Below are 20,707 nucleotides of genomic sequence, written 5' to 3'. Positions count from 1 at the left end.
CCTTGCCTCCAAAGTGATGCCGTGTAGGTGAACTTATATCTCGGACAGAATGATCCGCTGCGCCTCGGCCAGCAGGCGCGACGCGGCGATGGCATGGCGCTGGGCCTTGCCGGTGACGCGCGGCAGAACCCGGCCCGCGCGGAAGTTGCAGTGCAACACTTCGTTTTTCGGCTCGGTGTTCATGGCCCACTCCACGGGCGTCATCTTCCTGCCAGGGATCGCACGCAACGCTTCTTGCAACGCGCCGGTGATGGCTTGCTCCAGCTGTTCATGCGCCACGGTTCTGTCTCCCGATGTTGCGGCGGATGTCGGCCAGGAACCATCCGCAGCGCTGTGCGATGTGGCGAAGCTCCTTCGCGGTTTCCGGGTCGGTACATGTCCTGGCTGCGGAGAGAAGCTTGCTGCGCGCCTTCCTCACCAGCACCGGCACACGGTCTATTGCGTGCTCACTGGCGAGTGCTGCTGCTTCCTGTTTGGCCTGGTCGCAAATCAAGATCGTCGCGAACTCGGCGCGAAGGTTGTCGCGAATGACCTTCGTGTCGCGTATGGCAGCGGCGCGGGTCATGCGTCCACCTTTGGTTTGATCGTCGGTCGATCCGGCTCGGTGAAGCCGAGCGCAGCCCATGCTGTCGGGACGAAGTCTTCGACCTCCGGCGCCGGCCCACGCTTGCCGTGCCACTCCCACTGATTGATAGCTTCGAGCGCCAGGAAGAAGGCCTTGTTGCGTGCGCGCCTGTAGATCGCGGGATCGTCCGGCGGCAGCGGGAGTTTCTTCTCAGGCTTCGCGAACGCCACCACGTTGCCGCCCAGCACCACGTTCGGCTTCCTGCCGCGGCGCTTGGGCACGGGCTGGAACTGCGCGGCGTTCTCCGGCGTCACTACGATTGGGCGTTGGCGCACGGCCGGCGGTGTGTACTTCACGCCGTAGTAGGCGCAGATATTGCGGCTGAATTCGTCAAAAGCGTCATCAGACATGGCGACGTCCTCCACGGCGGTTCATCCTGTTCAGCGTCAACGTCAGCGCGAAACCGACGTTCACGCACAGGGCGGCGAGATAAACGAGGAACCACAGGATGGTTTCGGGCATCAGGCCTTCGTGCAGCCAGAGTCCCAGCAGCGCGCGATGCGCAGCCAAGGCCAGCACCAGAACGGCCAGTGTCAACGCAGCGCTGTTCAGCGCCCAGCGCGCCAGGAAGCGCACCGCGGCGCGGGTGGCGCTCGGTCGCTGAACGGCAACGGTGGGCTGCGTGAACGTGGCGATGGCGATGTTCGACTGCAGTGCGGCGAGGTTGATCGCCGGCAGTGAGCGGGGGATGCTCATTGTTCGTCGCCTCCCTGCAGCTGGCGACGCACGGCCGCAGTGAAGCCGCGGGCGTACTCGATCAGGAACATCACACCGCAGATGCACTGCGCTGCCTGCGGCGTGTTGGCGGAGAGCTGGCAATCCGGGTCGGCCAGCTGCTCAGCCACCAGATCCGCGATATTCTTTGCCGCTTCCAGCAGCATTTCGGACTCGTCGACGCACTGGATCGGTGAAGTATCGGCGCAGACCTGCACCGGGGCCTGCACCGCCGCGAAAGGTTCGCCGACGACGGGATAGGGGTGCGCGGAATTGGCGCGTTTTGTACTTTTTCCGCGACCGTGTTGCACCGCCGCCGATGATTCGTTAGAATCGTTCACGTTGATTACCTCGCAAGTTTCAACAGCTTTTCCAGAAACCCCGACCGCTCGTAACGGCCGGGGTTTCGCTTTTTCGGGGCAAAGAAAACCCCTCGCGCTATACGCGATTGGTACACATTGGCTGGTTGTGGTCAGTGCTGGGCGGTTGCCTCCAGTCGGCTGCGCAGCTCTGCGACGGATCGCTGCAGGCCGGCCAAGGTATCCGCAACCTCATCCAGGCTCGCGGGCTGCGGCAGGAACGCCGGCCATGATCGGGTGGCGATGCTCACGCGCTGGGCGCCTGTGGTGATCTCGGCTAGAACGTCATTCAGACCGCGCGGTTTCGATCCTCTGCTCATGCAGGCACCTGGTTGGCGGCTTCTTCTTTCATGCGCTCCTCCACACCGGCGCGCACTTGAACGAGGAGGTTGTCCAGCTGCGTGCGGCTGTTGCTGTCCAGCTCATCACGCAACAACAGCAGGCTTTCGAGGCTGAACTTGGCGCCCAGTTGCGCCATGCGCAGCTCAGGCGGGCACGCATCCTTGTATTTGTCGAAGGTTTGGGCGGCGAATTCCGCCCAGATGATCGCGGCGGCCAAGCGGTGAATGTGCGATTCGGTCATGCTGCTTTACTCCATTTCAAGGGCAGCGGCTGCTGCTGGAAGGGGCCACCCCAAATCGTCTCGGCCTGGAACAGTGAAGCCTGCTCGGGCGTCTGCCGGCCGCAGTGGCTGCACTCGATCCGATGGCGGACGCCGTGCCCGGCGGTGTCGCCGATGCGGCCCAGCGTGTTGCCGCGGCCGAGAATCGCGACATGGCGGGGAATGCAGCCGCAGCGGCAGCGGGCCAAGCCAGCACGGGGCGGCGGGATGACCAGTTGCAGGCTCACGGGCGCACCTCGGCGGTGACAGGCAGCAGCCGCGCCCAGCCGTGGGCCGCCTCTGCGCGGCGCTGGGCGCTCTCCAGGGCGCGTGCGCGCGTCTCCGGCCGCTCGGCGTCGCTGGCGCGCGTCAGCAGCACCTCCACCGCTACGGCGTGGCTGACGATGGCCGCCCGGATCGTTTTCGGCGTGGCTCTCATGCGGCCTCCTGCGTCGACAGCAGCGCCAGCACCGACCTTTTCCAGAGGATCGAGTAGCCGGCATGGCTGCCACGTTTGAACGGCAGCAATTCGCCGTGGGCCTTGCCGGCTTCGGTCAGCACGTAGGGCACCTTGGCGCCCGTGGGCTGCTTGTCCTGCAAGCCCAGCGCGCACAGCCGCGCGTTGACCTTCTGAGCCGTCAGGCCGCACTGCTCGCCGATCAGGGTTGGCGTCAGCTCCGGCGCTTCCTCGGCCGGCGGCAGCGCCTTCCGGAACGGGGCCACGTTGACGCCGGTAGTCAGTTGGATCGCCTCCAGCGTGCTCGCCATGGCGATGCCAGGCTTCACGCCGGGCAGCTCGGCGATGGTCTTGCCGACCAGCAGCAAGGCCGCCGTCTGTTCCTCGGCATGGCTGATCTGGCGCACCGGCTCGGCTGCGGCGGCACGGAACCCACCGGTGCGGCGGTACTCGGGCAGCAGCTCCTCGAACAGAAAGCGCTCGAACCGCTGGGCCTCGGACAGGCTGCTGCTGACCACCAGGCGCATTACGTCGGCCTCGCCCAGGACGCGTACCAGCTGGACACCGCCGGCGGTAGAAAGGGGGTAACGTTTCGTTACCCCCTTGCAGTGGTCGCCCATGGCCTTGTTCGGGTTCGTGTAGCCCAGGGCCTCGGCCACGTCCTTGCCGACCAGATGCGGCACGCCGCCGACGTCGACCGCTCGGACGTCGCGGCCTTCGAAATTGAAAGGAATCAGGTTCATGCGGCCTTCTCCAGACTCGCGATGAACTCGTTCGCCGCTTCCGCCGTGATCAGTCGGCTACGGCCGAGCTTCACGGTCTTGAGCTTGCCGGCGGCGATCAGCTCGTAGATGCGGGTGCGGCAGATGCCACTAGCGTGCCGGAACTCCTTGACCGTAAAGGCGAGCTTCGGGACTTCGGTTGCCTTACTCACTGCGGCGTTCTCCTGTGAGCCCTGGCGGGCGTGCATGGACTTTACTGGATTTATGGTCAGTAAATCTAGTCAATCCAGACAAGTCCGTCAACATGCAACAATCGCCGCCCGACTGTGCTGGGTGGAAGTTCGTGGCGGACCGGAAAACCAAGAAGGCAGGGCGCCCCCCAAGGGTCCCGGGGGAACGGCTGGAGCGAGTCGCAATCAACCTGCGCCGGTCTGCGATGCTCGCGCTTGAGCTGATCGCGCGAGACCGCGATACCTCACTGAGTCAGGCGGCAGAGTTCGTGTTGACCACTACGATGCGGAGCTACTTGATTGACGGCGAACCGCTTGAGAAGACCGTGAACAAGATGCTCGTGATGGAGGAGAGCAAATTCGGAGAGGTCGCCGCGTTCAATGCGCACGACGGAGTCCAGCGGTCGCCAGAGGAGATTCGGGCTGTGCTGGCGAAATTCGCCGATGAGTCGCGCGTTTTTCGTGTGCTATTCATGCCTAGCCGCCTGCGCACAAGCGAGGAACGGTATCTGCTTGAAGTATTCGAAGCGGCCGACGCTGGCTACTGGACCCAAGGGGCTCTATTGGCGCGATTGGCGGCGGAGGGTTTCAGGGATGGTGTACCCGCAAGTGAGGTCGCAGCAGAGTGGGTGCGACAGGCCAAACTGGAAAATCAGACCGCACACCCTAGCACCTGAGAGCTTAGGCGCACCTCAGCCAGGATTACCCATGTTCCTTACCCGCGACTAAGTCGCCGAGCTGACCGGAGCCAAGACCCGCGCGCGACAGATTGCCAACCTGAGGCAGAACGGTATCCGGCATACGATCAATGCGGCCGGGTGGCCTGTGGTGGCCCGGGCGGTTGTCGAGGGCACCGCGGCAGCTGCCCGCGAGCCCGAGAGAAAGCCATGGCGGTCAGCGGCGCTCGACAAGCCCTAGCCCGCCCCTGAGAGTTCCGATGCGGTGGGGGCAGTAGGGCCGGCGCATGGCCGGCCCCGTGTAGATCAACTGCAGTTGCCCGCCTTCTGCTTGGCCTGGCATTCATTGCAGAACTCGCCCGTCGTGGGCTTGGTGTTCTGCTCCTTATAGCCGCTTGTGGGCCAGTTCGAGCAGTTCTTGCAGAAATGCCAGGTATCGTTCCCCTCGCGTTTGCGGTAGGTCATGGCTTGCTCCTAGTGCGGCCGGCGCGGCCGAAGCGGCGCCTGCGCATCGGCCCTCAGAAGTCGACCGTAGCAAGCGCACTGAGCTGCTGTTGCCACATGGATGAACCTCTCACCACAAACGAAAACTCCGCCAATTGGCGGAGTTTTGGCTTGGGCAGATGGCGCTTCACACGGCGCGCAATCTAGGGGGTTGTGAAGGTTGGGCAGCGCTCTCGCCATACAGCCCGCCCACAAGCGCCTCTATTTCATCAAGAGGTATGTTCAGCTCCCGTGCGACATGCTCCTTTGACAGTCGATCCTTCCAAAGAGATTCGAATACCTTCTTCCATACTACAGACTCTTCGCGAGGGCGAGATTCTGGCTCATTCTTGCGATAGCCGGCCACGCTAAGTTGACGGCAAATTTCGCGATAGCTCCAATCACTCAATAGGCTGCACTCAAATGCATTTCGAGCTAGCGCCGCGACTGAAACTCCCCACCGCTGCTTGTCTCGGATCAGCTGCTTTACCGACGGCGACTTGGGCAAATTGCTGATTAGGTCATCCCTTGGCATCAGGAAAGCTGCCGCGAATTGGTCGGCTTCCTTCTCTGCATCACGGAATCCGTTCACGTTGTGTCTGTGGAGCACCAAGTGTCCAAGTTCATGCGCCGCATCAAAACGGCTTCGCTCCGTTGATTTAAAATTGTTGAGAAAGACGTAGGCTGAGTTTTCGCGCCAGCAAGAGAAAGCATCCACGTTCTGATTTCTCTCGCAAAGAGAGAACACGCGTACGCCTTTCGCCTCCAGCAACTTAGTCATGTGAGGTATCGGTCGAGACCCGATTGCCCAATGAGTGCGAAGTGCAGCCGCCGCGGCCGCCGGATTCTCGTCCCTCATGTCAGGCAAGTCTGGAGCGGGCAAGTTGAATCGCTCTCCGACCCAATCATCAAGTAAGAAAGCAATAGAGCCGGCAGCCAGCGCTGCATCCCGTTGACGCGCGGTTAGCGACGAGAGACTACGGAAGCTAACGGCGCTCTCTCGCAAGTCCTCGCAATCATCGAGGTAGAAAAACTGTGCGGGGTAGCGAAGGGCATTCGCCAGTAGACCTACGGTTTCGGCGCTAGGGTCCGACGTCTCTCCGCTCTCTAGCCTAGTCACGGTCAGCTGCGAGACACCAGCAGAATCTGCTAGCGCCTTTTTCGTAAGCTGCCGTCGCTTCCTTGCGACGCTAAGGCGGATAGGGTTGAAGGTCATGCAGACTTCTTCGTCACAGCAATCTCGAAATCCAGCTCTTGGGAGTCGCTCTTGCGGCGCGGATCCGGACTTGGCTCACGAGGCTCATTAAGCACAAAAATACGCTTGCTGAACCCTTGAAACTGGGTACCCTCGAATGGTTCCGGACACGACACTTCCGCGCAAACTGAGGAATCATCCGAGCTTACGCACAGTAGCCAAACGACTGGGCTGTTGTCGTGATCATCGTCCGGTTTGGTGATGTCGAGCAAACCTTCGAAGAGGTCGGACTGGCCCGAGTTAACAAGGTCACGGGCGGCGGCCCCCTTCCCCGATACCGCCATCGGGTCAGCGGGACCACATGCGCGATCGACATTCTGGAAGAAAAGCTGAACATTGATCTCGTCGTTGACGGTTGCCTCGACATTTCCGGCGCGGCGGATCTCCCAACCGAGCGGGAGCAGCTTCAACCTCATCGACCGGACACCGTATATGAACGAGAGCATGCCTCCCGTAAAGCTCGGGTCCACCGCCAAGCTTTCGGCTCGCGCTGCCGCTGCTGCATGCGCAACCTGGCGCACGATCTCAGTAGTGAGGCCGAGTTCGGCCAACTGCTGATTGACCTCCCACGGCGTGGTTACGATTACGGTTCGTGCTGAACTGGACGACATGGACTGCCCCATGTTGATTTTTGGCTCCTACATTGTAGGATAAAAAAATCAACAAGCAACTCCGGCGGCCCGCCCTGACCCACATGTCGCCGTCGTCACGGTCGACGCAACCCATCCAGGTAATCCGCCCACGCTTGCATCATCTTCCGCCGCTCCGGCAGGTACTGGGCCCGGTTGTAGACCGCCCGGACCCTGTTCGCCTCGGCGTGCGCCAGCTGCCGCTCGATCACGTCCGGCGCCCACCCCATTTCGTTCAGCCTGGTCGAGGCCAGGGCCCGGAAGCCGTGGCCGGTCATCTCGTCCTTGGGGTAGCCCAGCCGGCGCAGGGCGGCGTTGATCGTGTTGTTGGACAGGGGTTCCGCCCGGTTGCGCACGCCGGGAAACACGAAGCGGCTGTTGCTGCTGACCTTGTGAGCCGCACGCAGGATCTCCACGGCCTGGGTGGACAGCGGCACGATGTGCTCCTGGCGCATCTTCATCCGCCGGCCGGGGATAACCCACTCTGCCCCGTCCAGGTCGATCTCGGCCCACTCCGCGCAACGTAGCTCCCCGGGCCGGGTGAAGACCAGCGGTGCCAGCCTGAGCGCGTACAGCGTGGGGTAATGGCCCTCGTAGCCGTCGATCGCCCGCAGCAGGTCGCCGATGCGCTCGGGATCGGTGATGGCCGCCCGCGGCGTGTGGACGACAGGCGCCAGGGCTCCGCGCAGATCCGCCGAGGGATCCCGCTCGGCCCGGCTGGTAGCGATGGCGTAGCGGAAGATCCGGCCGCAGAAGGCCCGGCAGCGGTGCGCGGTCTCGTGGGCTCCCTTCGATTCGATCAGGCGCAGCGCGGCCAGGATCATGGGCGGCGTAACGTCGCCCATGGGCAGGCGGCCGAATGCGGGGATCAGATAGCCGTCGAGCATCCAGCGGCACTTGCTGTGCGTCGCCGGCGCAAGGCGCTTCTTCTGCAGCTCAAGCCATTCGTTCGCGATGGCCTCGAACGTGTCGGCCACTGCGCCGGCCTGGGACAGCTTTTCCGCGCGGCGCTGCTGGCCGGGATCTATGCCCGCCTTCAGTTGCCTGCGCAACTCCTCGCGGCGCTCGCGTGCGGCCTTGAGCGACACCTCGGGATAGACGCCCAGGCTCAGGAGCTTTTCGGAGCCGGCCACACGGTATTTCAGCCGCCACCAGCGCGTGCCGTTTGGGTTGATCAGCAGATACAAACCGCCCCCATCGAACAGCTTTTGCGGGCGATCAGACGGCGGGGTTTTCCGGGCTTCGGTGTCGGTCAGAGGCATTGGGGGTAACTCGTCGAGAGCTGCCCCAGCTTACCCCCATTGTTACCCCCACGCGAATCCGGTTACCCCCGGACATTGGCGAACGCCGCCGGCCGCGGAATTGCGCGGAAAGGCCTGGATTTACGGGATTTTCGGATGCCAGCGAACGCTGGCGGAGATAGGATTGGTGCCGGCTGTCAGAATCGAACTGACGACCTACTGATTACAAATCAGTTGCTCTACCAACTGAGCTAAGCCGGCGCGGTGGGCGATTGTAGGCGGCGGCGGCGGGGCGGGCAAATCGAGGCAGCAACGACTGCCGTTCCGCGTCTGCCGCCGCCGTCTGCCGCGCGTCTTCCGCCAACCGCCGCTGCCGCGTCCTCTACACCGCCGCAGCCCACCAGGCGCGCCTAACCCCGCGGATGATGCTGCGCATGCAGCCGCTTCAGGCCTTCCCGCGCGACATGGGTGTAGATCTGGGTGGTGGACAGCGAGCTATGCCCCAGCAGCAGTTGCAGGGCACGCAGGTCGGCGCCGTGGTTGAGCAGGTGGGTGGCGAAGGAGTGGCGCAGCACGTGGGGCGAGATGCGCTGGCTGGCGATGCCGGCGCTCAAGCCGTGTTTCTTGACCATGACCCAGAACATCTGCCGGGTCATGCCGGCGGCGCGGTTGCTGAGGAAGATGGCCTCGGCGACGCGGCCGCGGGCGAGCTGCGGGCGCGCCTCGGCCACGTATTTTTCCAGCCAGTGCTGGGCTTCCTCGCCGATGGGCACCAAGCGGTCCTTGCCGCCCTTGCCGCTGACGCGCAGCACACCCTGGCGCAGGTTGACCTGATCGGCGCGCAGGCCGACCAGTTCGCTCACGCGCAGGCCGGTGGCGTAGAGCAATTCCAGCATGGCGCGGTCGCGCAGGCCCAGCGCGGTGGCGATGTCTGGGGCGCGGATCAGGCCTTCGACCTCGCTTTCGCTCAGCGCCTTGGGCAGGGCGCGCGGCAGCTTGGGCGAATCCAGCAACTGGGTGGGATCCACGTCGAGCTGGCCTATGCGCCGCATCAATTTGTAATAACGCCGCAATGTGGACATGAGCCGGGCATTGGACCGCGCCGTGTATTTCGCCGCGGTGCGCGCGGCGAGGTAGCGGTAGAGCAGCTCGCGGCTGGCACTGGCCAGCGTCGCGCGCTCGCCGCCCAGCCAGCGCGCGAAGCCGACCAGGTCGCTGCGGTAGCTGGCCAGGGTGTTGCCGGCCAGGCCGAACTCGGACCAGGCGTGTTCGACGAACAGCTCGATGGCGCGCCGGTCGGCGTCGCTGAGGGCGGGGGATTCGATCTCGGCCATGGTGTTGCGCAGCGGAAACAGCGGCCAGCGTAGCGGAAAGCGCCGGCGGGAGGACAGCGGAAGCCGGCAGCAGTGCCGTTGGCAACGCAACCGTCCGGCAGCACCGCCGCTACATGCCCTATGCGGCAAACGGCCGCGGCGAGTCAGGCGGCAGTGCCCGGCCGTGACTGCGTGCGCGGCGCAGCCATCCTCAACCTGCCGCTCGCCGGCACTTCCATCTGCCGTCCGCCGCAACCGCGGCAAAAAGTCCCGCTCTGATGACAGCACCCGGGCCAGGCCTCATGCTTGCGCGCCGAACCCGGCCCGAGCTTCGCCCCATGACCGACGCAACGCCCAAACCCGCGCACCTCGGCTGGCGCCTCGCCGCCGCGATTTACGATCTGTTTCCGCTGATCGCGCTGTGGATGGCGACGGGCGCGGCCTCCATCGCGATCACCCGCGGCCAGCTCGACTACCACGTCTGGTGGTACCGCCTGCTGCTGCTCAGTGTGACCGCCGGCTATTACGTGCTGTCCTGGCGCTACGGCGGCCAGACCATAGGCATGCGCGCCTGGCGCCTGCGCGTGGTCGGCCGCGACGGCGCATCGCCGGGCTGGGGCGCGGCGCTGCTGCGCTTCGCCGTCGCCCAGGTGTCGCTGGCGGTGTTCTGCCTGGGCTTTGTCTGGTGCCTGTTCGAGCGCGAGCGGCGCGGCTGGCACGACCTGGCCAGCGGCACGCGCCTGCTGCGCGAACCCAGGCGCTGAGTCGACACACAAGTCCCCACGGAACGGAGCAAGACCATGCTGGAGCAGATCCTGCTGATCGCCGGCGCCGCCATCTTCGGCGTGCTGGGAACCATCCACCTCGTCTGCACCTTTTTCAGCACCAAGTTCGATCCCTACGACCCGGCCGTGCGCGCCGGCATGCAGGCGACGACCATGCGCATCACGCGCAACACCTCGCTGTGGAACGCCTGGACCGGCTTCAACGCCAGCCACAGCCTGGGTGCCATGGTGTTCGCGCTGTTCGTGCTGCTGCTGGCCGGGCTGCACATGGATTTCCTGCGCAGCGCGCCGCTGTTTGCCTGGCTGGCCGCGGCCAACGCGCTGGCCTGGCTGGCGGTGGGCCTGCGCTACTGGTTCCGCGTCCCGACCACGGGGCTGGCCTTGTCCAGCGCCTGTTTCCTGATTGCGGCGATACGCCTGAGCTGGGCCTGATCGCGCGCTGCGCTCAGGATGCGCGGCGGAAATAGCCGATGGCCACCAGCGCCAGCAGGGCCGCCGGCAGCAGGGTGGCCACGGCGAGGTTGATGCCGTAGACCGCGCCCACGTTCACCAGCGAGCGCTGCAGGAAGCTCCAGCCTATCGCCACGATCATGCCGATGAAAATGCGCTTGCCCATGCCGCCGCTGCGCAGGGCGCCGAAGGCGAACGGCAGCGCGCAGACCACCAGCAGCAAGGTATTGAACGGCCAGAACAGGCGGCCCCAGTAGGCCATCTCGAATTTCTGCGCGTCCTGCTGGTTGCGCTTGAGGTAGCGGATATTGCGCCGCAGGTCGCTGATCGACAGGTATTCGGGCTGGATGATGGACAGGGCCAGCATGCGCGGATCCAGGCCCGACTTCCAGCGCGTGGAGGCTTCGGTGGTGCTCTTCGCCTCGGCTTCGCCGAACTCCGTGCGGCGCACTTTTTCCATGGTCCATTCGCCGGCCCGGTGCAGCGCGGATTCGGCTATGGCGATGGACAGCAGCTGGCCGCGGGGCGTGAACTCGAACACGCGCACATCGGCCAGGCGCACTTCGCGCAAGCCATCGACCTGGCGCGTAGTGCCCTGCTTGGCATTGATGAAGGTATCCCCGTCGCGCGCCCAGATGCCGCCGGCGCGGCGGCCGATGGCGATGTCGTTGGACTTGGCCTGCAGCACCAGCGACTGCGCCTGCTGCTCGCCGCCGGGGGCCAGGGTCTCGCCCATGGCCGCGACCAGCGCGGTGAGCAGGCCCAGCGACCACGCCGCCGACAGGCAGATGCGCAGCTTGGACATGCCCGCCGCACGCAGCGCGGTCAGCTCGCCGGTGCCGGCCAGGGTGCCCAGGCCCAGCAGCGAGCCGATCAGCGCCGCATAGGAGAACCATTCGTAGGCACGCCGCGGCAGCGTCAGCAGCACGTGCAAGGTGACCGCGGCGAAGCCGTAATTGCCCTGGCCGATGTCGGAGGCCTCGCTGATGAAGGCGCGTACCGCGTCCAGGCCGACCAGCAGCAGCCAGGTCATCAGCACGGCCGACAAGGTGCTGTAGGCGACGAGTTTGTCGACCTGCTTGATGCGCCAGTTCATGCGCGCACCTTCTTCTGCCGCAGCGGCGCGGGCGCCGGCCGCTTGAGACGGTCGCTGCGCCGCAGCAGCCAGAGCGCGACCGCGGCGGCCGGCAGGTGCACCCACCACAGGCCCAGCGCTGGCGGCACCTTGCCCTGCTCGATGAAGGAACGGGCCAGCCCCAGCCAGCCCAGATAGACCAGATAGCCCAGCAGCGCGACGAGCAGGCTGGCATAGCGCGCCTCGCGCGGCCGCGTGCGCGCCAGCGGCACCGCCAGCAGCGCCAGTATCACCACCGACAGCGGCGCCGCCAGGCGCCAGTGCAGCTCGGCCTGCTGCAGCGGCTCGCTGCTGGTCAGCAGCTCCGGCAGCGGCGCGGCGCGCTTGAGCGAATCGGGCGTGGCATCGTCGTCGCTGTCGGCCAGGGCAATATCGTTGCCCTTGAAGCGCAGCAGGCGGAAATCGTCGTGACCTATACGGCCTTCGACGCGGAAACCGTCGCGCAGAGCCAGGTAGCGACCCACGCCGTCGCTTTCATGGCCCAGTTCGCCGCGCTCGGCGGTGATCACGTCGATACGGGTGTCCTCGCCGTCGGTGCGTTCGGTCTGCACGAACATGCGCTCAAAGCGCGTACCCGCATCGCTCATGCCGCCGACATAGATCACGCCCCCGCGGCCGGGCAGCTGCACGAAGCGGCCGGCTTCCAGGCCGGCCACGACCAGGGAACGGTTGGCCTCCTGCACCAGGCTGTGGGACAACCGGATCGCCGCCGGCGCCAGCCAGAACGAGATCAGCCCGACCACGGCCACCGTCGGCAGCGCCAGCCAGGCGAGCGGCCGCAGCAGGCCGGTGACGGGCTGGCCGGCGCCCTGCAGCACGGCCATCTCGTTGTCGCGCCAGAGCCGGCCATAGGCCAGCAGCACGCCGATGAAGACCGCCAGCGGCACCAGCACGGTCAGCGCGTCCAGCGTGCGCAAGCCCAGGATTTCAAACACGAGATTGGGCGGGAGCTTGCCCCGGGCGACCTTGGTCAGCACGTCCGTGACGGTGCCGCCCAGGGTCACCACCAGCAGGACGGCGGCGCTGGCGAAAAAGCCGAAGGCCAGTTCGCGCAACAGATAGCGATCAATGATTCTGAGCATTGCCAAGGGCTTGTGCGATAATCCAGGCGCTTGTGCCGGTCGCGCACAAGATACTCCCCGAGTTTAACCGGCCTTGCGGGGCGGCGCGGCATCGCGCCTCCCGGCTACCGCCACTTTGTCTGGTGCCCGTTCATGACGATTCAGTTCTCCCTTGCCAGCGCCACTCCCGAAACCGACGCCACGCCCTGCGCCGTGGTCGGCGTATACGAAGACAAGATGCTGACCAGCGCCGCAGCGCGCATCGACGAAGCCTCCGGCGGCGCGATCAAGCGCCTAATCGATTCCGGCGACATCAGCGGCAAGCTGGCCAGCAGCCACGTGCTGTTCGGCCTGGGCGGCATCGCCGCGGCCCGCGTGCTGGTGATCGGCCTGGGCGAACAGAAGAAGTTCGACAGCGCGCGCTTCCAGCGCTGCTGCGCCGAGGCCGCCCGCGTGCTCAAGGGCCTGCCGCTGTCCACCGCCACCTCGTTCCTGCCGCAGGTGGAAGTGCCCGGCCGCGACCTGTCCTGGAAGCTGCGCATCGCCGCACTGACCACCGACCACGCCACCTACAAGTACACCGCCACCTTCAAGTCCAAGGAAAAGCCGCGCGGCGAGAGCTTCTCCGCCATCGCCTTCGCCGGCGACGCCGGCGCCCAGTCCGCGCTGGACCAGGCCGGCGCCATCGCCGCCGGCATACGCCAGGCGCGCGAGCTGGGCAACCTGCCGCCGAATATCTGCAACCCGGCCTACATCGCCGCCCAGGCGCAGCAGTTCGCCGAGCAGCACGACGGCGTCAGCTGCGAAGTGCTGGAACGCGAGCAAATGCAGGAACTGGGCATGGGCTCGCTGCTCGGCGTGGCGCAGGGCTCGGCCAATCCGCCCAAGCTGATCGTGCTGCGCTGGAACGGCGGCGGCGACGCGCGTCCCTACGTGCTGGTGGGCAAGGGCATCACCTTCGACACCGGCGGCATCTCGCTCAAGCCCGGCCCGGGCATGGAGGAAATGAAGTTCGACATGTGCGGCGCCGCCGGCATGTTCGGCACCTTCGTCGCCGCCAGCCTGCTCAAGCTGCCGCTGAACCTGGTCTGCATCCTGGCCGCGGTGGAAAACATGCCCGACGGCAACGCCTACCGCCCCAGCGACGTGCTGACCAGCATGTCGGGCCTGACCATCGAAGTGCTCAACACCGACGCCGAAGGCCGCCTGATCCTGTGCGACGCGCTGACCTATGCGCAGCGCTTCAACCCGCAGGTGCTGATCGACGCCGCCACGCTCACCGGCGCCTGCGTCATCGCCCTGGGCAAGCACGCCTCCGGCCTGATGAGCAAGGACGATGAACTGGCCGAGCAGCTGCTCGCTGCCGGCAACGCCAGCCTGGACCGCGCCTGGCGCCTGCCGATCTGGGACGATTACCAGAGCCAGCTCGATTCCGGCTTTGCCGACGTGGCCAATATCGGCGGCAAGAACGCCGGCGCCATCACCGCCGCCTGCTTCCTCGCGCGCTTCACCGAAGGCCAGCGCTGGGCCCACCTGGACGTGGCCGGCACCGCTTGGGATGAAGGCCGCAAAGGCCTGGCCACGGGCCGGCCGGTGCCGCTGCTGGTGCAGTACCTGCTCGACCGCTGCTGAGTCGCGGATCGGACCGCGCGGCAGGGACGCGGGAACGGAACGGCGGCGCAATCACCGGCCTTTCGGTTCCCGCTTCCTGCCCGCAAACGGACAACAGGCGCACGGATGCGCCGCGTACCGCCCTCCACTTTGGTGGAACCGGACAGGACGCACGCGACACCGCAGCACCTGCAGGTCTGCTCCATCCCCGTCCCCCACTGGCTGCCCTCCCCACTCCCGATGCCCCGCGCCGACTTCTACCTGATCGACAAGCCGCGCTTCCGCGCCGATCCGCTGCTGCTGGTCTGCGAGCTGGCCAAGCGCGCCTATGCCAGCGGCCAGCCCACCCTGGTGCTGGCGCGTTCGCTGGAACAGGCCGAGGAGATCGACGGCAAGCTGTGGGAGTTCGACGAGGACGCCTTCATCCCGCACCAGATCGCCGGCGACGAGGACGACGCCATCACGCCGGTGCTGATCGTGCCGCCCGGCGTGGCCACGCCGGACCGGCCGCTGATCATCAATCTGCGCGACGACTGCGCGCCGGGCCTGTTCGAGCGCGTGCTGGAAGTGGTACCCGCGGAAGAATCCCAGCGCCTGGGTTCGCGCGAGCGCTGGAAGACCTACAAGCACGCTGGCTTCGAGCTGAAGAAATTCGATATGTGAGGCCTGGTGGTGTGGACGGCGCGCCGATGCGCAGTCCGCACGCGCCACGCTGTCGCGGCGGATGAATCCCTCCGGCCTGGCATCCGCGCACTTCGCTGTTGACTGCTGATCCGGCGCACCCGGCAACTCAGTGCCCGCTGCATGGCTGGCACAGACGTCGCCGCTGTCTGCAGGCGCGTCCGGGCCGTTCACGACCTCGCCCGCGGCCCACTTTCCGCACCCACACCCCCACCCGCAAAACGGACACGAACCGACCTGATTCACGCGCAGGCTTGCCGCGTCGCATTCCGCCGACTCAACGCAAGGAACAGCGCATGACCAGCGACACCGCCTACGGCACACCGCACGGCGCCCCCATCGACTACGACTGGCTGCGGCTGTACCAGCGCAGCCCCGCGGCACCGGCCGGCCCGCGGCTGCGCCTGCGTCCCGGCGTGGCCCGCGTGCTGCGCGCGCTGGGACTGATCACGGCCGTGGCCGCGCCCGCCGTCCACGCCGCGGAACCGGCCAGTGCCCGCGGCGACGGCAGCCAGGCCGTGGTCGAGCTGCGCCAGTACACCTTGCATCCAGGCCGGCGCGACACGCTCATTGAAATCTTCGAGCAGAATTTCATCGAAAGCCAGGAACAGGCCGGCATGCGCGTGCTGGGCCAGTTCCACGACCTGGACAATCCCGACCGCTTCGTCTGGCTGCGCGGCTTTGCCGGCATGCCGCAGCGCAAGACGGCGCTGGAAACCTTCTACGGCGGGCCGGTCTGGAAGGCCGGCCGCGAGGCCGCCAACGCGACCATGATCGATTCGGACAACGTCCTGCTGCTGCGCCCGGCCTGGCCGCATACCGGCTTTGATCTGCACGGGCTGCAGCGCCCCGCTGCCGCTGCCGCTGCCGACGCCGCGCCGGCAGGGCTGGTCGCCGCGACGATCTACTATCTGAAGGAACCGGCCACGCCGGCCCTGTTGAAATTCCTGCGCACGTGGCTGGAACCGCAGCTCGCCGCCGACGGCGTGCGCGTGCTGGCCAGTTTCGTCAGCGAAGCGGCGGAAAACACCTTCCCCGCCCTGCCCGTACGCCTGGGCGAGCCGGTGCTGGTGATCTTCACTGCCCATGCCGGCGCGGACGCTCTGGCCGCCGTACTGAACCAGCGCGAGGCTTCGGCGGACTGGCGCGAAATCGCACAGCGCCTGCAGCCGTATCTGCGGCGCGAAGCGGAACTGCTGCGCCTGGCGCCGACACGCCGCTCGCTGCTGCGCGGCGGCTGAAGCCCCGTCTGCCGCGGCGCAGCACGGAACGCTGCGCCGCGGCGGGACGCCCGACTGTACTTTGGTACAACTGCGCGGCGCTGCGGCGCGGATCTACTCTCGCTGCACCTTGGGAGGGTCCGCTCATGAACACTTTGCTGCGCTTTGCGGCGAGCCTCGCGCTCGCCTTCGCCGCCCAGGCCGCCAGTGCGGCCTGCGTCGACAACGTCGTGCTGGTCCACGGCAACAGCGGCTCGCCGCCGGATTTCGACAACACCTATGTGGAACTGCGCGCCCGCGGCTACACCGATGCGCAGATCTTCCTGCCCGACTGGGGCAGCAAGACCTGCCCGGCCTGCAACGACCACAGCGGCAGCGAGGAAACGCCGGTCGCCAATGCGCTGAACGCGGCGGTCGCTGCGTCCTGCACCGGCCGGATCGATGTGATCGGCCATTCCATGGGCGTGACCCTGGCGGCGCGGGAAATCCTCAAGCTCAACCTCGCCGCGAAAGTGGACAGCTTCGTCGGCATCGCCGGCGCTTACCGCGGGCTGTGGAGCTGCGGCATGTATCCGTTCAATGTGCCGACCTCGACCTGTGCCGCCAACGGCCTGTCGGTATCCAGCCCGCTGCTCAACGGCATATACGGCAAGAAGCTCGCTGCACGCAGCTATTCGATCAAGTCCTATATCGACGAGATCGTCTGCTCCACCGGCACCTGCCTGGTCTACGGCGCACATTCCTCGTCCATCGCCGGCGAGAACGCCAGCTACACCTTTGCCTATTACCACTACCAGCTGCTCTGGTTCACGGCGATCCTGCAGGCGGATCTGATTGACTGAGGGCAACGGCCCCGCCGGCGGAACACGGCAGCGCTGGACACGGAAACGCGGCAGGCGGGCTCGGCGGGAATCGGGCTGGCGGCGGGCCATGCCTGCAACTGCGGGCGTAGCGGAACACCCGCCGGCGGGCTTGCCGCGCCTTTGAAATTTTCCAGCGACTTTTCAGCCCGCCGGAAAATTCTAGCACAGTGGCAGCCGCCGCCTTTCGCGCGCTAAGTTGGAGGAATCCACTGCGCGAGGCCGCCATGCAAGACCTGACCAAAGGCTCCATTCCGCAACACCTGCTGCGCATGGCGGCGCCCATCGCCATCGGCATGCTGTTCCAGATGCTGTACGTGCTGATCGACCTGTACTTCGTCGCCCGCCTGGGCGACACCGCCGTGGCCGGCGTCGGCGCCGCGGGCAATGTGCAGTTCATCGTGATGGCGCTGACCCAGGTCCTCGGCGTGGGCACCATGGCGCTGATCGCGCACGCCGTAGGGCGCAAGGACCAGGCCGACGCCAACCTGGTGTTCAACCAGAGCCTGCTGATCGCCGCGGCCTGCGCGCTGTTGACCCTGGCCGGCGGTTATTTCGCCGCAGACCACTACATCGGCCTGCTCGCCGCCGACGCGCAGACCACCGCCGCCGGCCTGGACTACCTGCATGCCTTCCTGCCCGGCATGGCGCTGCAGTTCGCCATGGTCTCCATGGGCTCGGCCCTGCGCGGCACCGGCATCGCCAAGCCGACCATGGTGATCCAGGTGCTCACCGTGGTGATCAACGCGCTGCTGGCGCCGGTGCTGATCGCCGGCTGGGGCACGGGCGTGGCCTTCGGCGTCGCCGGCGCGGGCTGGGCCAGTTCCATCGCGGTCGCCGCCGGCGTGGCCATGTCGGCCTGGTATTTCCTGCGCCTGGAACACTATGTCGGCTTCGACCTGCGCCTGCTGCGCCCGCGCCTGGCGGTATGGAAGCGCATCTTCGCCATAGGCCTGCCGCCGGGCGGCGAGTTCGCGCTGATGTTCGTTTACATGGGCGTGATGTACTGGCTGATCCGCCATTTCGGCGCCGCCGCCCAGGCCGGCTTCGGCATAGGTTCGCGCGTGATGCAGGCGATTTTCCTGCCGGCCATGGCCATCGCCTTCGCCACCGCGCCGGTGGCCGGGCAGAACGTCGGCGCCGGACTGGGCGAACGGGTGCGCAGCACCTTCCACGCCGCGGTCGGCATCAGCGCGGTAATCATGTTCGGGCTGACCCTGTTCTGCCAGTGGCAGCCGCAGCTGCTGATCCGCCTGTTCACGCAGGAACCGGCGGTGATCGACGTGGCCGCCGGCTTCCTGCTGGTGATCTCGTGGAATTTCGTCGCCTCGGGGCTGATCTTCAGCGCCTCGGGCATGTTCCAGGCCCTGGGCAACACCTTGCCCGGCCTGTTCAGCACGGCCACGCGCCTGGTGACCTTCGTGCTGCCGGCGTTGTGGCTGTCGCGCCAGCCCGGCTTCGAGCTGCGCCAGCTGTGGTGGCTGTCGGTGACGACGATGACGCTGCAGGCGGCGCTGTGCTGGTTCCTGGTGCAGCGCGAATTCCGCCGGCGCCTGTCGCGGCTGGTGCCGCGCGCCGCCGCGGGCGATTCCGCACCGGCCTGACGTGCGCCGCGGCGCCGGCGTTGCGCGGCTTGCGCATTGCCCGGCGCCGCGCCGCGGACCGGCGCGTGCTGCCGTATCGTGCCGCGACCAGCGCCCGGGACCACCGCATGAACGCCATTGCTTCCTCGCCTTCCGTCCGCCATCGCAGCGCGCTGCGCGCCTGCCTCCAGGCCGGTGTGCTTGCCGGCAGCCTGGATCTGCTCTACGTCTTCCTGTTCCACGGCGTACGCGGCATCAGCCCGGAACGCATACTGCAATACATCGCCAGCGGCCTGCAGGGGCGGGCCGCGTTCGAGGGCGGCCATGCCAGCGCGGCGCTGGGTGCGGCGGCGCATTACTTCATCCTGATCGTGGCCGCGGCGCTGTACCTGGCCGCCAGCCGCCACCTGCCCTGGCTGCGCCGCCAGGCCGCCGCGGCCGGCGTACTGTACGGCGCCGCAATTTATACAACGATGAATTTCGTCATCGTGCCGCTGTCAGCCGCCAGTCCCGGCCAGGGCAGCGACCTGGCGCGCATCACCAACCTGCTCATGCACCTGTTCGTGATCGGCCCGGCCATCGCCCTGGGCCTGCGCCGCTGGAGCAGCCCGGCCGGCTGAACCCGCGCGGCGCACGCAACGGATGCGCCGCCGCCCGCGATGACGGAAAATGCCCGGTCCGCTTTCGTCCGACCAGGGATGTCCGTATGAAAATCCGTTGCAAATCCGCCGTCCTCGCGCTGGCTGTCTGGGCCGCCGGCCCGCTCGCCGCGGCCGGCCTCGCGCCCGATTCGCTGCCGGCCGAGCGCCGCGCCGGCGAGATCGAGCAGGTGTTCGCCTTCACCGACGCCATGCCCACCGGCGTCAGCGTCGCCCGCGACGGCCGCATCTTCGTCAATTTCCCGCGCTGGGGCGATGAAGTGCCGTATACCGTGGCGGAGATTCGCGACGGCAAGCTGCTGCCCTATCCCAGCGCCGCCGCCAACCAGCCCAATGCCAGCGATCCGGCCGACGGCTTCATCAGCGTGCAGAGCGTGGTCGCCGATACGCGCAACCGCCTGTGGGTGCTGGATACCGCCGCGCCGAACTTCGCCTCGCCGCGCCCCGGCGGCGCCAAGCTGGTCGCGATCGACCTCAAGCGCAACAAGATCCAGAAGACCTACGTGCTGCCGGCCGAGGTCGTGCTGGAGCACACCTATCTCAACGACGTGCGCTTCGATTTCAGCATCGGCAAGCAGGGCGTGGCCTATATCACCGACAGCGGCGAAAACGCGCTGATCGTGCTCGACCTCAACACCGGCAAGGCGCTGCGCCGCCTGGCCAACCACCGCTCCACCTCGCCCGATGCCGAATTCCTGCCCGTGGTCGAAGGCCGCCCGCTGCAGCGCCGCGACGCCGCCGGCAAGACCCAGCCGTTCGCCGTCGGTGCCGACGGCATCGCCCTGTCGCCGGACGGCGCCACGCTGTATTACTGCCCGCTGTCCAGCCGCCGCCTGTATGCCGTGCCCACGGCCAAGCTGCGCGACGCCGGCGTCAGCGACAGCGAAGTCAACGCGGCGGTGCGCGATCTCGGCATCAAGGGCGCCTCCGACGGCCTGGACGCCGACGCAAGCGCGATCTACGCCGGCGACTACGAGCACAACGCCATCCGCAAGCTCAACCCGGACGGCTCCTGGCAGACCATCGCCCACGATCCGCGCATCCTGTGGCCGGACAGCCTTTCCGTCGGCAAGGACGGCTATCTGTATTTCACCGCCAACCAGCTGCACCGCCAGGCCAGTTTCCAGGGCGGCCGCGACGAGCGCGAGAAGCCTTACAGTCTGTTCCGCGTCAAGCTCTGAGGGGTAGGACCGGATTTGAACCGGAATCGGCATCGGGGATCGGAAGTCGGAATTCCACGAGCGCGAAGCCGATACGCCCTCTCCCCCAAGCTCGCTTGGGGGAGAAGGTTTTCCAGGCTCCGTAGCGCCTGTTCCTTGTCCGGGTGCTCCGCTCCAAAAGCAAGCGATCCCCCAG

Annotated in this window: 29 protein-coding genes, 1 tRNA gene and 1 pseudogene; 11 read left to right on the top strand and 20 right to left on the bottom strand. The window is 66.7% G+C overall.

From position 1 onward, the window contains the following. Window positions 1–33 precede the first annotated feature (33 nt). The 11 genes from NM961_RS08215 to NM961_RS08165 all read right to left on the bottom strand — a co-directional run bounded on the left by NM961_RS08215 (window position 34) and on the right by NM961_RS08165 (window position 3,690). Window positions 34–279, bottom strand: a complete 246-nt coding sequence (locus NM961_RS08215) for a hypothetical protein (RefSeq protein WP_255913582.1) — start codon at window positions 277–279, stop codon at window positions 34–36. Continuing rightward, window positions 269–565, bottom strand: a complete 297-nt coding sequence (locus tag NM961_RS08210) for a hypothetical protein (protein WP_255913581.1) — start codon at window positions 563–565, stop codon at window positions 269–271. The genes NM961_RS08215 and NM961_RS08210 overlap by 11 nt, the downstream gene beginning before the upstream one ends. Beyond that, window positions 562–975, bottom strand: a complete 414-nt coding sequence (locus NM961_RS08205; protein WP_255913580.1) for a hypothetical protein — start codon at window positions 973–975, stop codon at window positions 562–564. The genes NM961_RS08210 and NM961_RS08205 overlap by 4 nt, the downstream gene beginning before the upstream one ends. After that, the gene (locus tag NM961_RS08200) at window positions 968–1,321 is read right to left on the bottom strand and encodes a hypothetical protein (protein ID WP_255913573.1); all 354 of its coding nucleotides are present in this window, start codon (window positions 1,319–1,321) and stop codon (window positions 968–970) included. Before NM961_RS08200 ends, NM961_RS08205 begins: the two co-directional genes overlap by 8 nt. Then, on the bottom strand, window positions 1,318–1,680 hold the full coding sequence (locus NM961_RS08195) for a hypothetical protein (protein ID WP_255913572.1): 363 nt from the start codon (window positions 1,678–1,680) through the stop codon (window positions 1,318–1,320). Before NM961_RS08195 ends, NM961_RS08200 begins: the two co-directional genes overlap by 4 nt. A 131-nt stretch (window positions 1,681–1,811) precedes the next feature. Further along, window positions 1,812–2,018, bottom strand: a complete 207-nt coding sequence (locus NM961_RS08190; RefSeq protein WP_255913571.1) for a hypothetical protein — start codon at window positions 2,016–2,018, stop codon at window positions 1,812–1,814. Further along, entirely contained in the window at window positions 2,015–2,281 is a 267-nt protein-coding gene (locus NM961_RS08185) for a hypothetical protein (protein ID WP_255913570.1), read from the bottom strand. The genes NM961_RS08190 and NM961_RS08185 overlap by 4 nt, the downstream gene beginning before the upstream one ends. Further along, window positions 2,278–2,547: a hypothetical protein gene (locus tag NM961_RS08180; protein ID WP_255913569.1), complete on the bottom strand. Its 270-nt coding sequence runs from the start codon at window positions 2,545–2,547 to the stop codon at window positions 2,278–2,280. Before NM961_RS08180 ends, NM961_RS08185 begins: the two co-directional genes overlap by 4 nt. Beyond that, window positions 2,544–2,738 carry a hypothetical protein gene (locus tag NM961_RS08175; protein ID WP_255913568.1) on the bottom strand — a complete coding sequence of 65 codons (195 nt, stop codon included), beginning with the start codon at window positions 2,736–2,738 and terminating at the stop codon, window positions 2,544–2,546. Before NM961_RS08175 ends, NM961_RS08180 begins: the two co-directional genes overlap by 4 nt. Continuing rightward, window positions 2,735–3,499, bottom strand: a complete 765-nt coding sequence (locus NM961_RS08170; protein WP_255913567.1) for a BRO-N domain-containing protein — start codon at window positions 3,497–3,499, stop codon at window positions 2,735–2,737. The genes NM961_RS08175 and NM961_RS08170 overlap by 4 nt, the downstream gene beginning before the upstream one ends. Then, the gene (locus tag NM961_RS08165) at window positions 3,496–3,690 is read right to left on the bottom strand and encodes a helix-turn-helix domain-containing protein (RefSeq protein WP_255913566.1); all 195 of its coding nucleotides are present in this window, start codon (window positions 3,688–3,690) and stop codon (window positions 3,496–3,498) included. The genes NM961_RS08170 and NM961_RS08165 overlap by 4 nt, the downstream gene beginning before the upstream one ends. A 92-nt stretch (window positions 3,691–3,782) precedes the next feature. On the opposite strand from NM961_RS08165, the gene NM961_RS08160 reads away from it, so the two are divergent. Beyond that, entirely contained in the window at window positions 3,783–4,385 is a 603-nt protein-coding gene (locus tag NM961_RS08160; RefSeq protein WP_255913565.1) for a hypothetical protein, read from the top strand. Window positions 4,386–4,446: 61 nt separating this feature from the next. After that, window positions 4,447–4,626, top strand: a complete 180-nt coding sequence (locus NM961_RS08155; protein WP_255913861.1) for a DUF4224 domain-containing protein — start codon at window positions 4,447–4,449, stop codon at window positions 4,624–4,626. A gap of 65 nt (window positions 4,627–4,691) precedes the next feature. Here the strand turns inward: NM961_RS08155 and NM961_RS08150 are convergent, their stop codons facing one another. From NM961_RS08150 to xerD, 7 genes and pseudogenes are all read right to left on the bottom strand, one after another. Next, complete coding sequence (locus NM961_RS08150; protein ID WP_255913564.1) at window positions 4,692–4,850, bottom strand: hypothetical protein; 159 nt, start codon at window positions 4,848–4,850, stop codon at window positions 4,692–4,694. A gap of 166 nt (window positions 4,851–5,016) precedes the next feature. Continuing rightward, the gene (locus NM961_RS08145) at window positions 5,017–5,649 is read right to left on the bottom strand and encodes an ImmA/IrrE family metallo-endopeptidase (RefSeq protein ID WP_255913860.1); all 633 of its coding nucleotides are present in this window, start codon (window positions 5,647–5,649) and stop codon (window positions 5,017–5,019) included. A gap of 261 nt (window positions 5,650–5,910) precedes the next feature. After that, window positions 5,911–6,084: pseudogene (locus tag NM961_RS08140) on the bottom strand (helix-turn-helix transcriptional regulator); the annotation flags it as partial. Next, window positions 6,081–6,746, bottom strand: a complete 666-nt coding sequence (locus tag NM961_RS08135; protein WP_255913563.1) for a hypothetical protein — start codon at window positions 6,744–6,746, stop codon at window positions 6,081–6,083. The gene NM961_RS08135 and the pseudogene NM961_RS08140, both read right to left, overlap by 4 nt. A gap of 83 nt (window positions 6,747–6,829) precedes the next feature. Then, a complete protein-coding gene (locus NM961_RS08130; RefSeq protein WP_255913562.1) occupies window positions 6,830–8,014 on the bottom strand; it encodes a tyrosine-type recombinase/integrase in 1,185 nt (394 codons plus the stop codon). A gap of 164 nt (window positions 8,015–8,178) precedes the next feature. Next, window positions 8,179–8,254: transfer RNA gene (locus NM961_RS08125), tRNA-Thr, on the bottom strand. Window positions 8,255–8,403: 149 nt separating this feature from the next. Beyond that, the gene (gene xerD / locus NM961_RS08120) at window positions 8,404–9,327 is read right to left on the bottom strand and encodes a site-specific tyrosine recombinase XerD (protein WP_255913559.1); all 924 of its coding nucleotides are present in this window, start codon (window positions 9,325–9,327) and stop codon (window positions 8,404–8,406) included. A gap of 317 nt (window positions 9,328–9,644) precedes the next feature. Here xerD and NM961_RS08115 point away from each other — a divergent pair, with 317 nt between their 5' ends. Together NM961_RS08115 and NM961_RS08110 are read left to right on the top strand one after the other, a co-directional pair. Further along, window positions 9,645–10,070, top strand: a complete 426-nt coding sequence (locus NM961_RS08115; protein WP_255913557.1) for an RDD family protein — start codon at window positions 9,645–9,647, stop codon at window positions 10,068–10,070. Window positions 10,071–10,106: 36 nt separating this feature from the next. Continuing rightward, window positions 10,107–10,523: an LIC_13387 family protein gene (locus tag NM961_RS08110; RefSeq protein ID WP_255913555.1), complete on the top strand. Its 417-nt coding sequence runs from the start codon at window positions 10,107–10,109 to the stop codon at window positions 10,521–10,523. A gap of 13 nt (window positions 10,524–10,536) precedes the next feature. Here the strand turns inward: NM961_RS08110 and lptG are convergent, their stop codons facing one another. Then, window positions 10,537–11,637 carry an LPS export ABC transporter permease LptG gene (gene lptG, locus NM961_RS08105; RefSeq protein ID WP_255913554.1) on the bottom strand — a complete coding sequence of 367 codons (1,101 nt, stop codon included), beginning with the start codon at window positions 11,635–11,637 and terminating at the stop codon, window positions 10,537–10,539. Further along, window positions 11,634–12,758, bottom strand: a complete 1,125-nt coding sequence (gene lptF / locus NM961_RS08100) for an LPS export ABC transporter permease LptF (RefSeq protein ID WP_255913553.1) — start codon at window positions 12,756–12,758, stop codon at window positions 11,634–11,636. The genes lptG and lptF overlap by 4 nt, the downstream gene beginning before the upstream one ends. Before the next feature lie 132 nt (window positions 12,759–12,890). Here lptF and NM961_RS08095 point away from each other — a divergent pair, with 132 nt between their 5' ends. From NM961_RS08095 to NM961_RS08065, 7 genes are all read left to right on the top strand, one after another. Then, window positions 12,891–14,369 carry a leucyl aminopeptidase gene (locus NM961_RS08095; RefSeq protein ID WP_255913551.1) on the top strand — a complete coding sequence of 493 codons (1,479 nt, stop codon included), beginning with the start codon at window positions 12,891–12,893 and terminating at the stop codon, window positions 14,367–14,369. A 219-nt stretch (window positions 14,370–14,588) separates the two neighbouring features. Continuing rightward, the gene (locus NM961_RS08090; RefSeq protein ID WP_255913550.1) at window positions 14,589–15,011 is read left to right on the top strand and encodes a DNA polymerase III subunit chi; all 423 of its coding nucleotides are present in this window, start codon (window positions 14,589–14,591) and stop codon (window positions 15,009–15,011) included. A gap of 314 nt (window positions 15,012–15,325) precedes the next feature. Next, entirely contained in the window at window positions 15,326–16,270 is a 945-nt protein-coding gene (locus NM961_RS08085; protein WP_255913549.1) for an NIPSNAP family protein, read from the top strand. A 125-nt stretch (window positions 16,271–16,395) separates the two neighbouring features. Further along, a complete protein-coding gene (locus tag NM961_RS08080; RefSeq protein ID WP_255913547.1) occupies window positions 16,396–17,091 on the top strand; it encodes an alpha/beta fold hydrolase in 696 nt (231 codons plus the stop codon). Window positions 17,092–17,336: 245 nt separating this feature from the next. Next, complete coding sequence (locus NM961_RS08075; RefSeq protein ID WP_255913546.1) at window positions 17,337–18,713, top strand: MATE family efflux transporter; 1,377 nt, start codon at window positions 17,337–17,339, stop codon at window positions 18,711–18,713. A gap of 107 nt (window positions 18,714–18,820) precedes the next feature. Beyond that, window positions 18,821–19,312 carry a hypothetical protein gene (locus NM961_RS08070; protein WP_255913545.1) on the top strand — a complete coding sequence of 164 codons (492 nt, stop codon included), beginning with the start codon at window positions 18,821–18,823 and terminating at the stop codon, window positions 19,310–19,312. Between the two features lie 86 nt (window positions 19,313–19,398). Then, entirely contained in the window at window positions 19,399–20,532 is a 1,134-nt protein-coding gene (locus NM961_RS08065) for an L-dopachrome tautomerase-related protein (protein ID WP_255913544.1), read from the top strand. Window positions 20,533–20,707 lie beyond the last annotated feature (175 nt).

The organism is Tahibacter harae (assembly GCF_024437735.1).
Classification (GTDB): Bacteria; Pseudomonadota; Gammaproteobacteria; order Xanthomonadales; family Rhodanobacteraceae; genus Tahibacter; species Tahibacter harae.
Note: the sequence above shows the minus strand (reverse complement) of the source record. Positions and strands in the feature narration are given on the sequence as shown.

Bases quoted from the DNA above. Each gene is read 5' to 3' on its own strand.
- NM961_RS08210 (WP_255913581.1), bottom strand. From the start codon at position 565: ATGACCCGCGCCGCTGCCATACGCGACACGAAGGTCATTCGCGACAAC.
- NM961_RS08205 (WP_255913580.1), bottom strand. From the start codon at position 975: ATGTCTGATGACGCTTTTGACGAATTCAGCCGCAATATCTGCGCCTAC.
- NM961_RS08200 (WP_255913573.1), bottom strand. From the start codon at position 1,321: ATGAGCATCCCCCGCTCACTGCCGGCGATCAACCTCGCCGCACTGCAG.
- NM961_RS08190 (WP_255913571.1), bottom strand. From the start codon at position 2,018: ATGAGCAGAGGATCGAAACCGCGCGGTCTGAATGACGTTCTAGCCGAG.
- NM961_RS08185 (WP_255913570.1), bottom strand. From the start codon at position 2,281: ATGACCGAATCGCACATTCACCGCTTGGCCGCCGCGATCATCTGGGCG.
- NM961_RS08175 (WP_255913568.1), bottom strand. From the start codon at position 2,738: ATGAGAGCCACGCCGAAAACGATCCGGGCGGCCATCGTCAGCCACGCC.
- NM961_RS08170 (WP_255913567.1), bottom strand. From the start codon at position 3,499: ATGAACCTGATTCCTTTCAATTTCGAAGGCCGCGACGTCCGAGCGGTC.
- NM961_RS08160 (WP_255913565.1), top strand. From the start codon at position 3,783: ATGCAACAATCGCCGCCCGACTGTGCTGGGTGGAAGTTCGTGGCGGAC.
- NM961_RS08150 (WP_255913564.1), bottom strand. From the start codon at position 4,850: ATGACCTACCGCAAACGCGAGGGGAACGATACCTGGCATTTCTGCAAG.
- NM961_RS08145 (WP_255913860.1), bottom strand. From the start codon at position 5,649: ATGACTAAGTTGCTGGAGGCGAAAGGCGTACGCGTGTTCTCTCTTTGC.
- NM961_RS08135 (WP_255913563.1), bottom strand. From the start codon at position 6,746: ATGGGGCAGTCCATGTCGTCCAGTTCAGCACGAACCGTAATCGTAACC.
- NM961_RS08130 (WP_255913562.1), bottom strand. From the start codon at position 8,014: ATGCCTCTGACCGACACCGAAGCCCGGAAAACCCCGCCGTCTGATCGC.
- xerD (WP_255913559.1), bottom strand. From the start codon at position 9,327: ATGGCCGAGATCGAATCCCCCGCCCTCAGCGACGCCGACCGGCGCGCC.
- NM961_RS08115 (WP_255913557.1), top strand. From the start codon at position 9,645: ATGACCGACGCAACGCCCAAACCCGCGCACCTCGGCTGGCGCCTCGCC.
- NM961_RS08110 (WP_255913555.1), top strand. From the start codon at position 10,107: ATGCTGGAGCAGATCCTGCTGATCGCCGGCGCCGCCATCTTCGGCGTG.
- lptG (WP_255913554.1), bottom strand. From the start codon at position 11,637: ATGAACTGGCGCATCAAGCAGGTCGACAAACTCGTCGCCTACAGCACC.
- lptF (WP_255913553.1), bottom strand. From the start codon at position 12,758: ATGCTCAGAATCATTGATCGCTATCTGTTGCGCGAACTGGCCTTCGGC.
- NM961_RS08095 (WP_255913551.1), top strand. From the start codon at position 12,891: ATGACGATTCAGTTCTCCCTTGCCAGCGCCACTCCCGAAACCGACGCC.
- NM961_RS08090 (WP_255913550.1), top strand. From the start codon at position 14,589: ATGCCCCGCGCCGACTTCTACCTGATCGACAAGCCGCGCTTCCGCGCC.
- NM961_RS08085 (WP_255913549.1), top strand. From the start codon at position 15,326: ATGACCAGCGACACCGCCTACGGCACACCGCACGGCGCCCCCATCGAC.
- NM961_RS08080 (WP_255913547.1), top strand. From the start codon at position 16,396: ATGAACACTTTGCTGCGCTTTGCGGCGAGCCTCGCGCTCGCCTTCGCC.
- NM961_RS08075 (WP_255913546.1), top strand. From the start codon at position 17,337: ATGCAAGACCTGACCAAAGGCTCCATTCCGCAACACCTGCTGCGCATG.
- NM961_RS08070 (WP_255913545.1), top strand. From the start codon at position 18,821: ATGAACGCCATTGCTTCCTCGCCTTCCGTCCGCCATCGCAGCGCGCTG.
- NM961_RS08065 (WP_255913544.1), top strand. From the start codon at position 19,399: ATGAAAATCCGTTGCAAATCCGCCGTCCTCGCGCTGGCTGTCTGGGCC.